Below are 15,362 nucleotides of genomic sequence, written 5' to 3' on the forward strand. Positions count from 1 at the left end.
AGTTGAATAACAGGTAAAAATTTTTCTGGAAAAAGTCATCCTTTGCGTCAGCACAGTTTCTTTTGACCTATTTCCACGAAAATTAGTTTTCAGAATATTCTAAATTATTTTTATGCAACACCAGTGATAAAATTTGAATAAAAAATAAAAGTAAAGACATCTGATTACCAGATGTCTTTACTTTTATGAACGCATCATTTTTTGATACTGCAATGGAGATTGCCCCACCGCTTCTTTAAATACATGATGGAAGGTTTTCACACTGGAAAATCCTGCATCCTCGGCCACTTCAGCCATCGGTAATTTTTCATTTGCCAAAATAAATTTTGCTTGATTGACGCGATATTCTGTCAAAAATTGAATAAAAGTCTGTCCCGTATTCTTTTTAAAAAAACGTGTAAAGTAGTAGGGGCTAAAGCCTACGTGCTTGGCGACTTCCTCTACCGTGATCGATTCCTGATACTGATTTTCAATATATTCAAAAATCTCGTTTAATCTCATCAAAGTCTCTTTTCGATGAATGGCTGTTGGAGTGATTTTCTTCTGCTCTTCCTTACGTGGAAGTGTTCGGTACAATTCACCGATCAGCCGATACAGATTACTCAAAACTAGATAGTTTTTACCGGCTGTGGTCTCGGATTCCAAATGATACAGTTCCACCAGCAATTCGATGATTGTTTGTCTAAAGGCTTCCGGCCAATAGCGACTATGACGTTCTCCCTGTTCGAACAGGGAAAGCAGACTTTCCTGTCCTTTACGTAGGATCGTTTCATCAAACAACTTCAGATCAAATTGATACACATACCGCTCATTATCTGGTGACGCAAGGAAATAGTGCGGTTCTCCACTTGCAAAGAAAATGATTTCCCCTTCTTCTAGTGTAACAACCGTCTCACCGATCCCAATGTTTACGCGACCGCGATTCGCATAGATCAGCTCGATCTCCTTGTGCCAGTGAGGATAAGTAATCGCCATGCCGTCGTTTAAAAAACAACGATAAGGAAATTTTTGATTAAGATTGGGAATCTCCAGATACAAACTCATTCCCGTCCCGCCTTTCAGTCAATCAATGTGCATGTAATTCTGCATTTTTCGCCAATGCCAAGCATCCTAGTGTTCCTGCATTGTCTTCCAAAGCAGGCGTGACGATATATTTGTCCAGACTAGGTGTTTTCACGTAATTGTTCAGCAAACGTTTGAATGCCTGATGAACTTTCTCCACCATATGGCGCTGTTTCATCACGCCGCCACCAAAAATGATTACGTCTGGTGATAACATCAATGTCGTATTGTAGGCACACTGTGCGATATACTCCGCTTCGATTGCCCAAATAGGATCATCTGCCGGAATGTCTTGCCCTTTTCTACCACTACGCTTTTCGATCGCCGGTCCAGCTGCCATGCCTTCCAGACAGTTGCCGTGAAAAGGACAATTGCCTTTAAAATCATCATCAGAATGCGGTACGATCATCATATGTCCCATTTCCGGATGACTAAAGCCTTCAATAAAGCGTCCGTCCTGCAGGGCACCGCCGCCAACTCCCGTACCAATCGTATAGTAAACGACACTTGAAAGTCCTTTACCGTTTCCGAAGACATATTCGCCGTAAGCCGCAGCATTCACATCTGTCGTCCAAGCAACCGGCACATCAAAAGATTTTTTTAATGTCCCGACAAAATCAAAGTTTTGCCAAGCTAATTTTGGTGTCGAAGTAATATACCCATATGTTTCAGAATCTTTATGAATATCGATCGGTCCGAAAGAGCCGACACCGATCGCAACTAGTTCTTCTTGGTATTGACTAAAAAATTCGATCACAGAAGACATCGTTTCTTCCGGAGTGGTTGTCGGATAGCTGACACGCTCCACGATTTCTAAGTCTTCATTCCCGATTGCACACACAAATTTTGTTCCACCTGCTTCAATTGATCCATATAACATTGATTGACCTTCTCTCTTTTTATTTATTTACTTCATTCTAAAGAGAAAAGGAAGCGATTGCCAGCTTTTTTTGAAAAATATTTAGAGAGGGAATCTCTCACTCTATTATAAGTGACAGGTGCGCTTATATAGCAACATTTCACAGTTGAAAGAGCTTCCTTAAATAGACTCACATAAAAAAGGCGAGCTTCGTTGCATAGTACAGCAATTCTATTCCTCTTCGTCAATCGTTTTCAATAAATAATCACATGCAGCAATCCCTTTGATTTGTTTGAAAAGAATAACATTTACTTGGTCTAAAGCATGACTTGCTATCTCTCTAGTTTGCGTAATTTTATTATTTTCTATTTCTTTTAGAACTTCTCTGACAATCTCTAGAGAAAAAACAGTTCGTTGCACCGTACGAATAATAAAGATTTTTCGAATATCCTCAATGTCAAACTGACGAAAGCCGCTATCAAGGTTTCTTTGAGGATGAACTAAGCTCTCTTTTTCCCAATGTCGTATGGCCGATGTTGAGACCTTGGCTTCCTTCGCTACTTCGCCTATTGAAAAGTATTGTTTATTTTTATATTTTGATCAGAATTTCAGACGCTACTTTAACAAATAAAATACCTAATGAAATCTGTTTTCCATTGATTTCATTAGGTATTTTTCTTTTAATAGTAATTTTAACTACTCGCACTGCTAGATGCTGATTCATCCGCTTTGACACAATCAATAGCAATCACTAACGAAATGATCAGACGTTCCAAATCTTCATCTAAAATCGTCACCTCGTAGCTGTCTCCCCAAGTAAACCAATGTTTACTGATCGTTGCGACTTGTTCACCATAAGCATAAACCTCAAAATCCATATCCCACCAATTGCCCTCAACACGAACTCCTTGAGCTGAAATAGAATACTTTGCTTTGAAAAAAGTGAACTCTTTTTCCAAAATGATCTCTTGACCATCCACTTCTAAAAAGAATTTAGGCAGTAGTGAAAATACTTTTTTGGTAATATTACCAATCTCACCCCCTTGAGCATCCTGAATAGAAAAACGCTTAGGAATTTGAAAAAAACTGCCTTCAACAAAATAATGTGGACGCTCGTGTTCATCGATAACAGTAAATTTTTCACCAATACTGAATACTTTTTGCTTAATATACAACTTTTTCATTAGAAACTCCCCTTTATTTAGAATTTTCCCCTGCTTATATAAATAGTATCGCATATTGGAGAAAAAAAGAAATCCGACGCTAGATGTAGATAGAAAATATTTTTTGTCTCCTACTATAAACTCGACAAAAATACCCGATGAAATCAGCTTTAAACATTGATTTCATCAGGTATCACAGTTTTTATTTAGAGCAGATCTCAATACTCATTGATTACGCAGTTGCTTCTGGTGCTAATTTAGCTAAACGTGCATCTCTTTCTTCAGCAGAGATGTTATGTGTCACGACATAGCGATTGTTTTCATTTGCCGCACACTCGTAGCAGCAGCCACCTAAATGCTTGGCTTCATTTTCTTCTGAAGTTAAGAACTGACGGTTACATTCTGGGTTCGCACAATTGACATAGCGTTCGCAAGGGGTCCCATCGAACCAGTCTTTACCGATCACTTGCTTGTCTACATGGTTGACCTCGACACTGATGCGGTCATCAAATACATACATTTTTCCATCCCATAATTCGCCTTGAACTTCAGGATCTTTGCCGTACATCGCAATACCGCCATGCAGTTGCGCAACATTCTCGACGCCTTCACGCAATAACCAACCGGAGAATTTCTCACAACGAATGCCACCTGTACAGTAAGTCACTACTTTTTTGTCCATAAATTTTTCTTTGTTGTCACGGATCCACTGTGGCAATTCGCGGAAGCTACGAATATCTGGACGAACGGCTCCACGGAAATGTCCTAAATCAAATTCATAATCGTTGCGGGCATCCAAAACAATTGTCTCTTCATCCAGTAACGCTTCTTTGAATTCTTTCGGATCCAAATATTTTCCAGTCAATTCATGGGGATTGATGTCGTCTTCTAGATTTAAGGCAACCAATTCCTTACGAGGACGTACAAACATTTTTCTAAAAGCATGCCCTTCTGATTCATCGATCTTGAACCAAGTATCTTTGAAACGTTCGTCAGCATGCATATGCTCCATATACGCTTCGGTTGCTTCGATCGTTCCAGAGACCGTTCCGTTGATTCCTTCTTCTGCCACTAAAATACGGCCTTTCAAGCCAATCGATTTACAAAATGCCAAATGTTCTTTCGCAAATAATTCCGGGTCTTCAATCGTTGTGTAATTATAGTAAAGTAATACGCGATAATCCATTTTTTGTTACTCCTCCTTCAAGTCATACATCGTATAGTATATGAAAAACTTCAACAAAAAACGACTATTTTGCTTGTTAGAGACCTCACATTCAGATCAGCCGAAGTGCAATAAATGAGTAAAAAAGCTCCTCTTCCTTCCTAAAAACAGGTAGAATGAATGTAGAACGATGAAGGAGGTTCTTATGGAAAAAGAAGAAATTTTATACCGTATGCACCATCAGAAAGTTTACAACTGTACAGATGAATCGATTGCTCAAGACCAAAGCCAGTGCCTCGATCGGCTCTTTGCCTATAATCAGTTGCCCCCCTCTAAACAGGAGGAAAAACAGGCACTCTTACAAAAAATGTTTGCTGAGATTGGTCCGGACTGCTATATCGAAACCCCTTTTCATGCCAACTGGGGCGGAAAATATGTGCATGTCGGCAATCATGTTTATGCGAACTTTAATTTGACTTTAGTTGACGATACCGCCATATATATAGGAGATTATGTCCAATTTGGACCCAACGTGGTTCTTGCAGCTGGAACACATCCGATTGATCCGGTTTCTCGAAAACAACAAGCGCAATACAATTTACCGATCACGATCAAAGACAATGTCTGGATCGGCGCCAACAGTGTCGTTATGCCCGGTGTGACAATTGGTGAAAATTCAGTCATCGGTTCAGGTAGTGTTGTGACCAAGGATGTTCCAGCCAATGTCGTAGCAGTCGGCAACCCTTGTCGTGTCTTAAGAGAAATCAACGAGCATGATCGACAATACTACGATAAAAACAAACGAATCGACGAGTAAAAAAATCACTCCATCGCTTATTGATGGGGTGATTTTTCGTAGGCGTCTCTGAAAAAATCTGTTACTTTTGTCATCGTTTCACCTTTTACCAAATGACGCTCCTGTACAGCATCAAAAATGATCACATCGTCTGCATTTTTTTCGATGAATTCGGAAACTTGCTCGAAAGGGATCTTCTCATCTTCCTTGCCATGCCAGAAAAACAAGGGGCGTTTAGGTAAAGAAGCATAGTGTGTCTCTAAATCGTAGCTCTCGATCCACTGGGTCAAGGCATGATAGTCCTTGGGTAAATGCAAGCCACGTTTGCTAATATTTCTTTCCAAAGCTTCTCGATATTTTATATAGGATGGAGATCCCATGACGCAGGCTGCAGCAGAAATCTCAGGATGCTGAGTCAGCAGCCCACATGTAGTCATCCCTCCCATTGAAACACCACCAACGCCGATCCATCCTTCCAACAGATCCAATTGGCGAAAAAAATTCACGATCAGCTCAAATTCGAATAAATTAGTCTGAATACTTTGCCAAAAGGTCAAAGAAGGAATTGTTGATACAGGATTCTTACGATCACCGTGATTAGCTGCATCTGGCAAGACAACTCGGAAACCCGCTTGAGCTAATTTTCGTCCTTGTGTCAATACCAGCTCTTTTTGCGTTTGCCAGCCGTGATAGTACACGATCAACGGTAGCTTTTCATATAAATGTTCTTGAGCCACGACTTCCAGCAGAGGAATCGTGCCGATCAACCGTCGTCTTACTTCTAATTTCATTTTTTTACTCCCTTCAGCAATGATCATTTCACTGAATAGAGTATACAGGTAAAGTCTGAAAAGAACCAACTGATTAGATTTTTCGCATTCTTATGTGCTGAATAAATTGAGTCTGAATAAAGGTTCGTAGCAGCTCTTCATCAGAAAAATCTAGTGGTACTTCTAAACGAAAGGTTTCTCTAAATAAGGGATTTTCTTGAGACAGGTCCACATCGACATCATGTTCTTTGACAATCAAATGTTGCTTACTAAAATACGCATCAATGAATTGCTTCGCCTCCTCAGAATAAACATACCGGATCTCGATATATTTGACATCAGCAGGTCGAATAATGCGATTTAAAATGGATAAAACGATCAAGATAAGGATAGAGCCTAAAACCCCAATCCTGTAAAAACCCATACCAATCGCCAATCCCAAACCAGCAACCGTCCACAAAGAAGCGGCAGTCGTCAATCCCTGCACGGATCTTTTGGTGACGATGATCGTCCCTGCCCCCAAAAAGCCAATCCCACTGACCACTTGAGCAATAAGTCGTGCTTCATCTGAGCGAATCACTCCTTGAAGATCAGGATATTCCTTGGCAAATTCTATAGCTGTGAAAGAAATTTGCTCCTGGATCATCGCAATAATTGCTGCCCCGATACAAACCAAAATGTGCGTACGTATTCCAGCAGGTCGGTGCTTGAGCTCTCGATCAAAACCAATAAGACCTGAAACAACAGTGGCCAGACTAATACGAAGGATCATTTCTGTGAGTGACATCGTGCACACCTCTTTTATTTATTTTTCTTTTAGTTTACCATGAAAAACACAAAGAAAAATAACGCTTTCTCACCTAAAGTGGGCAATAACTGTCCCATTTTTTAACCAGCTCTCTCTCTGATCCAAACCTCTAAAAAACTACTTACAGCAAAAAAGTCCTGAACTCGTACAAACAAGTTCAGGACTTTTTTATTCTGCTTCGATAACATCAATAACTTTCATCAAGCGTGTCAGATTCGAACGCTCACTTTCAGCAAGTGTCCGCTCAATATAGGCGATCGTTTCAGTTAGCTTGGGAATCGTCATATATTCCAAAGCGTTGACCCGACGACGTGTCCGTTCGATCTCATCAGACATCAACTGACAGGTCTTCTCAATCTCCGCTAATTGAATCATCATCGGTAAAATCGAGTCCAAGTGACTTAAGGAAAGATCCAGCTCACTTGTTGTACTCATGAAGCCGTAGGAAAAGTTTTTTTCCGATTCGTCTTCCTCAAACACTTCGTTCAGTACTGGAACATCCATGTTCATAATAGTTTTGCTCTGTACATCCAAAGACATTCTATTTAAAGGGATCGCGAAGGCTTCCTGTAAAACATTATCGGGAATGCTGCTAGATGCTAAAACATATTTTTCCATACCCTGCTGAAGCTCAGTCTCCATGTTTTTACGCAGCTGCTGATTTTTTTTGATTAAGGTGATAAATTGGCGCACCAATTCATCTTGCTTATCTTTCAACAGCTTGTGCCCTCTAGTAGCAGTGGTCAGTCGTTTTCTCAAACGACTGAGCTCCATACGTGTTGGATTGACGTTCATTATTGCCATTAATCATCCAACTCCTCTTCTTTCGGAAGGTACTCTTCAATATATTCTTCTTTGATCCGGCTTAGTTCTTCTCGTGGAAGAGTCGCTAACAATTTCCAACCAAGATCCAGTGTTTCTTCGATCGTACGGTTGGTATTGAAGCCTTGGTTAACATACTGACTTTCAAAAAGATCCGCAAAACGGGCGAATTTTTTGTCTACATCAGACAAAGCAGATTCTCCCAAAACGATCGAAAGCTCTTTAGCGGCTTTCCCGTCTGCATAAGCAGAATAGATTTGGTTCATGGTCGATGCGTGGTCTTTACGCGTTTTTCCTTCTCCGGTTCCTTTGTCCTTCAAACGAGAAAGACTTGGTAAGATATCTACGGGTGGATTGATATTTTTCTTATCTAGTTCTCTAGAAAGAATGATCTGTCCTTCCGTGATATAGCCAGTCAAGTCAGGAATCGGATGGGTCTTGTCATCATCAGGCATCGTCAGGATCGGAATTTGGGTCACTGAACCTTCCTTACCCATCAAACGACCTGCACGTTCATACAGAGTTGCTAGGTTCGTATACAAATACCCTGGATAACCACGACGGCCTGGAATTTCTCGACGTGCGGCCGATACTTCACGCAATGCCTCACAATAGTTCGTCATGTCTGTCATGATAACCAGCACGTGCATGTCCTTTTCAAAAGCCAAATATTCGGCTGCCGTCAATGCCATTTTTGGTGTAGCGATCCGTTCAACAGCAGGATCATTCGCCAAATTCAAAAACAAGACCGAGCGATCCAAGGCGCCTGTTTTACGGAACTCCTCAATAAAGAATTCCGATTCTTCAAAAGGAATACCGATCGCTGCAAAGACAATCGCGAAGTTTCCTTCTTGACCAGGTACCGTTGCCTGACGGGCAATTTGGGCAGCGATTTCTTTATGTGGTAGACCTGAAGCAGAGAAAATCGGTAGTTTCTGTCCACGCACCAGTGTATTTAAATGGTCGATCGTTGAGATCCCTGTTTGAATAAATTCATCTGGGAAATCACGAGCCATTGGATTAATCGCCTCGCCGTTTACATCCAGACGCTTTTCTGGAATAATTCGTGGACCATTGTCTTTAGGTTTGCCTAGTCCATCAAAGATCCGTCCCAGCATGTCTGGCGACGCGCCTAATGTCAAACCGTCGCCCAAGAAACGAACTTTACTTTCTTCCGCACCTAAGTTACTTGTGCCTTCAAAAATCTGAACAACTGCTTTATCATCACTAACTTCAAGTACCTGACCTCGGCGCAATTCACCACCGTCTGTACGAATCTCTACTAATTCATCAAATTTAACTCCCTTGACATTCTCAACGACCATCAAAGGGCCTGCAATCTCAGAGACGGAACGATATTCTTTTAACATTAGCTCATTCCCCCTTCTTCAACTACTTTGTGCAGTGTTTGCTGGATTTCTTTGTGAATATCATCTAAACGATCCAGCTCTTCTTCTGGAATGTATTTACTGCGGGCGATCTTTTCTCTCAATGCCACGGTTCCTTTGATGATCTCATCAATGTAGGCACCCAATTGAATGGCTCTTTGGGCTTCCTGATGGAAATACAAGATGTTGGTCAACATTTTGAACTGCTTGGTTCTTGAAGTAAAGGTATCGACATCATCAAAAGCATTTTGCTGTAGATAATCTTGTCTTAAAGAACGGGCAGTAATCATAGTTACCCGATCTTTTTGAGAAAGTGAGTCGATCCCAACCAATTGGACGATTTCCTCCAAACGACTTTCGTCTTGTAAGATTGCCATTGCTTCCCCAACTTTTTCAGACCACTCATTTCCCATAACGCTGTCTAGATACTCATTCATTTCATCTTCATACAACGAATAGGAAGTAATCCAGTTGATCGATGGGAAATGTCGTTTTTGTGCCAATGTACTATCCAGCGCCCAGAAAACTTTGACGATTCGTAGGGTATTCTGTGTCACTGGCTCAGAAATATCTCCACCCGCGGGTGAAACTGCTCCGATTGCTGTGATACTACCTTCTCTTGGTTCACTACCAGTCGTTTGGAAACGTCCTGCACGCTCATAATATTCTGCAATACGACTTCCTAGATAGGCCGGATAGCCTTCATCTCCGGGGATCTCTTGCAGACGACCACTCATTTCCCGCAATGCTTCCGCCCAGCGAGAGGTTGAATCCGCCATAATCGCTACACTGTAACCCATGTCGCGGTAATACTCTGCAATCGTGATCCCTGTATAAATCGAGGCTTCACGAGCCGCTACCGGCATGTTTGACGTGTTGGCGATCAAAACCGTTCGTTCCATGATCGATTTTCCTGTTTGAGGATCGATCAGTTCAGGAAACTCATTGATAACATCCTTCATTTCGTTTCCACGTTCACCACAACCTACATAAACCACGATGTCTACATCTGCCCATTTAGCTACCTGGTGCTGTACAACGGTTTTTCCGGCACCAAACGGCCCTGGAACTGCTGCAGAACCACCTTTAGCAACTGGAAAGAAGGTGTCGATCACGCGTTGACCTGTCACCAAAGGCTCTCCAGGTTTTAATTTTGTTTGGAACGGACGAGGGACACGGACTGGCCAACGTTGCATCATCGTGACGTTCTGTTCGCCTTCTCTGGTTTCCAGCAAACAAACAGGTTCCGTGATACTATAATTACCAGCGTGGATCTCTTTGATCGTTCCTCTGATATTGTGAGGAATCATGATCCGATGTTCGATCGCTGATGTCTCTTGAACCACACCGATAATATCTCCGGGCTCTACTTTGTCACCGACTGCTTTTTTTGGAACAAAAGTCCATTTTTTTTGCCAGTCTAGAGGATCGATCGAAACCCCTCTCTCCAGAAAGTCACTTTCTGTTTGTGCCATAAATTTGTCTAATGGACGTTGGATACCATCAAACATTTGCGACAACAAACCTGGTGCCAGTTCAACAGACAAAGGCGCACCTGTTGTTTCAACGACTTCACCAGGACCGATTCCCGCAGTTTCTTCATATACTTGAATCGAGGCAATGCCTTTTTTTAACTCTATGATTTCTCCGATCAAACCTTTTTCACTTACTTTACAGATCTCATGGATTTTTGCTCCTTGAAGTCCGCGAGCAGTAACTAAAGGACCAGAAACTTTTGTAATTGTTCCGATTGCCAAAAAATCTCCTCCTACTAACTGCTTATCGCTTAGTCATCATCTAATATATTCATTCCAATTGCTTTTTCCACGTTTCTTTGAATGCGGTCCATGCCGATTCCCAGACTACCTGTACTACTTGGGATCGGAATGATCGCCGGCGTGGGACGGCTATCGTATTGAGCGATCGTCTCTTCCAATTGCTCTGTCAAACGCTCTGTAATAAAAATCACACCGTACTCTTCTGCCATTTCGATCAACAACAAGCGTGCCTGCTCAATACTTGAAATAGGAAACACATCGATCCCCAGCCCTTTAAAAGGCAAAATCGAGTTTTTCCCGCCTAGCATACCGATTTTTTTATACATATGTCTCACGCACCCGACTTCGTAAAATTTCCTCCGGGATTCTGTTGATCTTGCCAATCAGCAGAATACGAAGATTTTTGATTTCCGTCTCTTTTGCGTAGATGTACCCTGTGATTGCCGTGGGACCAAAAGGAACGATTTTCCGCTCCTTCAAGCGTTCCATCAGAAAATCATCTTTGCGTAAATCAAAATCATTCAGTGTTTTCTTAGTCGTCAGTTCTTCATAGCTGTGATCGATCAGTTTTTTATACTGCGTCTCCTGCAGATAACTAACAAATTCGTCTAAAGAATAACTGATCGCTTCCACCATACGTTCTGTAGAAAGTGTTCCACCTTCAGCTAACACTGCACTGATAAACCCTTTATGACGTCCCATCAAGTAACTGCGTAAAACCGTTGAAATATTGAAAACATCAATATTCCGGTAAATCAAGCGTTGCAAGTTCTCATCATCTTCTTGCTGGACTAAATCAAGCAAATGCTCCCAGTAATAATTGTCAAAAATGATATCGAGTGCTTGATACTCATTGTAGTCTTCCATATACTGAAAAACTTCCTTGATACATGCAACCATCTTAGGATCCACCTGATCACTATTCCTAACCTGCACAAGCTCTTTAAGAACTGACAAAGATACAGAACCAAAAGGCACCAAGAGATTAGATAAATCTCTTTCGACATGCTCTTCTTTCACCAGCACTTTCAGATTTTGATAGTCATACTTTAGTGTAAACAAATCGATCAATCGACGATCTGGCGAAATCTCATAGAGTGTTTCATACATTCGTTTTTGTTCTGCCAGTAAAACACCTTCAAACTCACGAACGGATGCATCCTCATCAATAAAATCACCATAATCTGTTTCTTGCAATATATTAAAAATCTCTTCGGGTGTCTCTACAGCAAGCATTCGTTCATAAACATTTTTTTGAAGTAGTTTTCCTTCATAGGTACGAATACGAGTATTGACCGTGCTGTATTGAATATCTTTCATTGTAACACCTCTTATTCTTCTTCAAATATCAATTCCAGCAGTTGATTACTCAAATCCTCTTCCGAGGCACTCACGAGTGATTCAAAAAGAAAATTGAATTCAACTTCTCCTTGTCGTAACAAAAAGCCACCTCGATTTGGAACGGTTGTCTCTGAAAGTAAAAGATGCAAGTTCTCATCCGTTTGCTTTTGCCATCTTTCTACGACTTCCTTCGTTGCATAATGCAGACTGTCTTCTCCCATAACGATTTCTGCATCCCCAGTCAAATGCGTTTTTTGGATATTTGAAAGTACAAACTGATTGAATTCTTCTGGTGATAATTCACGTAACGCTACTAACGCCTCTTCAAATAATTCATCTAAAACTGCTTGCTTCGTTGCTAATAGTCGACTACGAGACTTTACATGCAAATCAGAAATCTTTAAGCTCAGTTCTGCTTGAACATCTTTTTCGAAACGTTGCAAAAGATCTTCTACTTGACGTTCGACTTTATTTTTTTGGAATTTTTCCTGTTGTGTCAATTTTTTTAATCCATCATTCAAACGAATTTCCTTTTTTCTTTGAGCATCTTGAATGATTTTATCTGTTAACTTTTTGATATCCGACATCTCAAACCTCCTAGTTCATAACAAGTAAGAAGGAAATAACGAATCCTAAAATCCCGTAGGTTTCCATCATCGCAACATAAATAATCCCTTTTGTTACATGTTCTGGTTTTTTCGCTAGAATCTGCATCGCTGCACAAGCGGCACGCCCTTGGTACATCCCAGCAGCAATCGCTGTGATCGCGATCGGTAATGAAGCAACGAATAAATACAATCCGCGTTGGAAGCTGATATCACCGGTCAATTGTAAAAAGATCATAAATGAAATAACGAACCCATACAATCCTTGTGTGGCTGACAATAATTCCAAAATCAATGCCTGACCAAATTTTTCAGGCTGTTCTGCTGTTAGTCCTGCAGCTGCTTCGGCGGTCAGTCCAACCCCGATCGTTGATCCGATCCCACCACAAATTGTTGCTGTTGCGATTCCTAATGCGGTAAAAATGATCCCGCCGTTTTCGTAAAAGAAACTAATCCAATTTTCCATCTATTCTTCCCCCTGCTGTTGTTTTTCTTCTGAAATAACTTCCACGTATTGTTCTGTAGATTTTAGTGGTTTGAATGCTCTACCGCCACCTGTGTAAAACTTGCCAAAAAATTCAAGATACTGCAAACGAATACCGTGAACATACGCACTCAAGTAACTCAAAAATATATTTAATCCGTGTAGCGCAACAAATAGTAAGATCCCGACAGTAAAACGGGCCGCTACCGGTAGATAGCTGATAATCAGGTTGAATGCCGCTGCGATACTTCCGCCGGCAACACCTAGTGCCATCAAACGAGTGTAACTGATCAGGTCTCCTAGATAAGAAGTCACATCCATCAGTCCATAAAGACCACTACCAAACTTTCCTGCCAAGGTCTGACCATCTAAGCTGCCGCCAAAAACGATCATTCCTAAGCTAACTAGAAGTCCGATCAAGCCCAGCTGCTGTAAGTTACTTTCAGGCATCAACAGCATTCCTGCGACAATCACAAGTGCACTTAGCAAGAAAAAGATCCATGATCCAGCTTGGAAAAATGCTCGTAGTTTGTCGTCTTGTTTTTTCCACAAGATATAAAACTTCAATACTAGACCAAACATAACCTGTAAATAGCCAAAAATCACTGATATAGCTAAAATCTGGGTAATATCCGAATTCGTAGACAATAACTGGAACGAAAACTCAAAACCAAAAATATTTCCGTAAATCAAGCCCCATGCCATTGTTGGGATCGCACAAAGCTGAAAGAATGTCAGTTGGCGTTTCATCCCTGGTTTAAAATAAAACAATCGTTTTCCTATAAGAATAGCTAAAAACAATAATAGACCGTAACCAAAATCCGCTACCATCATACCAAAAGCAATCGCATAGAAAGGTGCCATCAAAGGCGTTGGATCCAATTCATCGTATTGAGGCAAGCTGTACATTTCGACAAGACCCTCAAAAGGTTGTGTCAAAGGACCGTTATTCAAAAGAATCGGTACCTTTTCGTATTCTTCCTCTTTGACTTCTTGGAATTCTAAATGATATTCCTCACCAGTTGCCGCTTCGACTTGTTTGACCAAGCGATCCGCTCTTTCGACAGGGACCCAGCCACTGATGCTGACTGTGTAGTTCGATTTTAAAAGATGCTCATTACTGTTAACACGCAGCAACAACCCTTCTAAGTATTCTGCGATCAAACCCAAAGAGTAGTAATCAGCCTGCATGGCTTTCAGCTCTTTTTTCAATGAAGCCTCTTCCGTAGCCAATTCCTCAGCTTTTTTCTTGATCGTTTGCAAATCTTGTGATGGTTTGCCATCAAATGGATAATAATATTCTTCAAATCCAGTACTTCTCAAAAAACTAGTCGCTTTTTGGCGACTGTCTTTATGTACAAGAATCAGTATATAAGCTGATGTAGTATTTTGGTGAATCACTTCAAGGTAGGCGTCTGGTAATTTGTCCAGACTTTCTGTTAAGCGGGATAATTCTGAATTAGGCAATGTACCTAATAAACCAATGGATTGATCAAGTGTTGTTAATACAGATGGATTTTCATCAAAATGACTCCAAATGTTCAACTCATCCTCTTGTGAAGATAACTCGCGTCGTTCTTGGTCTATGAAACGCAACCGTTTGTCCGTTTGTCGCAGCTTTTCATAAACAGATCGCCAGTCAAATGTATGGGCATGCTCTGACAACTGACGTAAAGTATAGCGTTTTAACGGTTGTCTTAACCCTTCTATCAAGCTCAATTTAGGTAAATACTGATTTAAAAAATTCCGACTCCAAGCAACTTGACTAATGCTAGATTCAATTTCATCCGTTCTTGGATGTTTACCTAATCTTGAAAACAAAGGAACAGATTCCTGATAAAATTCGCCGGAATCAAATAATTCTACCTCTTGAAAATCTTGCAGTTTTTCTAAAAGGTTCTCTTGATACTCGCTAAAAGTAATCAAGTTAAATTTTTGCATTCTCACAATAGCCATATCAATTCACAACCTTGTCGATTATTGTTTTGAGCGCTCTTTCTCGTAATTCCGATGAAATCGTTTTTAACTTTTCAACCTCTTTTTTGGTCTTTTCAGTCAAAGGTTCACTAATCTCTTGAAATTCATTTTCACAGTTCTGTGTGATTTCCTTTTTCTTTGCTGCGATTTGATTCATGCGCTCTTCTTTGAAACGCTCTACTTCTTTTTGATTTTTTTCTTTATGCTGCTGCAGCTCTTCCTCTGCTTCTTGAAGAAGCTGGGCAGCTTGTTTTTCAGCTACAACTAATTGTTGGATAGCATCGACACTCATCTTAACACCCCTTCTTTCCTTTCATGTTGTTGATTATTGCTTTTGAAAAGTC

The 15,362-nt window shown here is 40.8% G+C and carries 17 protein-coding genes; 1 reads left to right on the plus strand and 16 read right to left on the minus strand.

Annotated features, from left to right (window positions below):
* Positions 1–183 precede the first annotated feature (183 nt).
* The 5 genes from ACWODM_RS04200 to trhO form a co-directional block, all read right to left on the minus strand.
* Positions 184–1,044 (minus strand): AraC family transcriptional regulator, encoded by an 861-nt coding sequence (locus tag ACWODM_RS04200; protein WP_455320124.1) that lies wholly within the window; start codon positions 1,042–1,044, stop codon positions 184–186.
* 22 nt (positions 1,045–1,066) lie between these two features.
* Positions 1,067–1,942 (minus strand): fructokinase ScrK, encoded by an 876-nt coding sequence (gene scrK, locus ACWODM_RS04205; protein WP_455320125.1) that lies wholly within the window; start codon positions 1,940–1,942, stop codon positions 1,067–1,069.
* Between the two features lie 210 nt (positions 1,943–2,152).
* Entirely contained in the window at positions 2,153–2,491 is a 339-nt protein-coding gene (locus tag ACWODM_RS04210) for a MerR family transcriptional regulator (RefSeq protein ID WP_455320283.1), read from the minus strand.
* A gap of 122 nt (positions 2,492–2,613) precedes the next feature.
* Entirely contained in the window at positions 2,614–3,105 is a 492-nt protein-coding gene (locus tag ACWODM_RS04215; RefSeq protein WP_455320126.1) for an LURP-one-related/scramblase family protein, read from the minus strand.
* A gap of 211 nt (positions 3,106–3,316) precedes the next feature.
* Positions 3,317–4,270, minus strand: coding sequence for an oxygen-dependent tRNA uridine(34) hydroxylase TrhO (trhO, locus tag ACWODM_RS04220; protein WP_455320127.1), 954 nt, complete (start codon positions 4,268–4,270; stop codon positions 3,317–3,319).
* Between the two features lie 184 nt (positions 4,271–4,454).
* Here trhO and ACWODM_RS04225 point away from each other — a divergent pair, with 184 nt between their 5' ends.
* A complete protein-coding gene (locus ACWODM_RS04225) occupies positions 4,455–5,066 on the plus strand; it encodes a sugar O-acetyltransferase (RefSeq protein WP_455320128.1) in 612 nt (203 codons plus the stop codon).
* A 17-nt stretch (positions 5,067–5,083) separates the two neighbouring features.
* Here the strand turns inward: ACWODM_RS04225 and ACWODM_RS04230 are convergent, their stop codons facing one another.
* The 11 genes from ACWODM_RS04230 to ACWODM_RS04280 form a co-directional block, all read right to left on the minus strand.
* A complete protein-coding gene (locus ACWODM_RS04230) occupies positions 5,084–5,836 on the minus strand; it encodes an alpha/beta fold hydrolase (RefSeq protein ID WP_455320129.1) in 753 nt (250 codons plus the stop codon).
* 73 nt (positions 5,837–5,909) lie between these two features.
* Positions 5,910–6,602: an MgtC/SapB family protein gene (locus ACWODM_RS04235; RefSeq protein WP_455320130.1), complete on the minus strand. Its 693-nt coding sequence runs from the start codon at positions 6,600–6,602 to the stop codon at positions 5,910–5,912.
* A 189-nt stretch (positions 6,603–6,791) separates the two neighbouring features.
* Positions 6,792–7,427: a V-type ATP synthase subunit D gene (locus tag ACWODM_RS04240; protein WP_455320131.1), complete on the minus strand. Its 636-nt coding sequence runs from the start codon at positions 7,425–7,427 to the stop codon at positions 6,792–6,794.
* Positions 7,427–8,815 (minus strand): V-type ATP synthase subunit B, encoded by a 1,389-nt coding sequence (locus tag ACWODM_RS04245; RefSeq protein WP_455320132.1) that lies wholly within the window; start codon positions 8,813–8,815, stop codon positions 7,427–7,429. Before ACWODM_RS04245 ends, ACWODM_RS04240 begins: the two co-directional genes overlap by 1 nt.
* Positions 8,815–10,590: a V-type ATP synthase subunit A gene (locus tag ACWODM_RS04250; protein ID WP_455320133.1), complete on the minus strand. Its 1,776-nt coding sequence runs from the start codon at positions 10,588–10,590 to the stop codon at positions 8,815–8,817. Before ACWODM_RS04250 ends, ACWODM_RS04245 begins: the two co-directional genes overlap by 1 nt.
* Positions 10,591–10,619: 29 nt before the next feature.
* A complete protein-coding gene (locus tag ACWODM_RS04255) occupies positions 10,620–10,937 on the minus strand; it encodes a V-type ATP synthase subunit F (protein WP_455320134.1) in 318 nt (105 codons plus the stop codon).
* Positions 10,930–11,931, minus strand: coding sequence for a V-type ATP synthase subunit C (locus ACWODM_RS04260; protein WP_455320135.1), 1,002 nt, complete (start codon positions 11,929–11,931; stop codon positions 10,930–10,932). Before ACWODM_RS04260 ends, ACWODM_RS04255 begins: the two co-directional genes overlap by 8 nt.
* Positions 11,932–11,942: 11 nt before the next feature.
* Positions 11,943–12,539 (minus strand): V-type ATP synthase subunit E, encoded by a 597-nt coding sequence (locus ACWODM_RS04265; RefSeq protein WP_455320136.1) that lies wholly within the window; start codon positions 12,537–12,539, stop codon positions 11,943–11,945.
* A 10-nt stretch (positions 12,540–12,549) separates the two neighbouring features.
* Positions 12,550–13,023, minus strand: a complete 474-nt coding sequence (locus ACWODM_RS04270) for a V-type ATP synthase subunit K (protein WP_455320137.1) — start codon at positions 13,021–13,023, stop codon at positions 12,550–12,552.
* The gene (locus tag ACWODM_RS04275; protein WP_455320138.1) at positions 13,024–14,997 is read right to left on the minus strand and encodes a V-type ATP synthase subunit I; all 1,974 of its coding nucleotides are present in this window, start codon (positions 14,995–14,997) and stop codon (positions 13,024–13,026) included.
* 1 nt (position 14,998) lies between these two features.
* Positions 14,999–15,310 carry a hypothetical protein gene (locus ACWODM_RS04280; RefSeq protein WP_455320139.1) on the minus strand — a complete coding sequence of 104 codons (312 nt, stop codon included), beginning with the start codon at positions 15,308–15,310 and terminating at the stop codon, positions 14,999–15,001.
* Positions 15,311–15,362 lie beyond the last annotated feature (52 nt).

The sequence above is a fragment of the Enterococcus olivae genome (genome assembly GCF_053760925.1).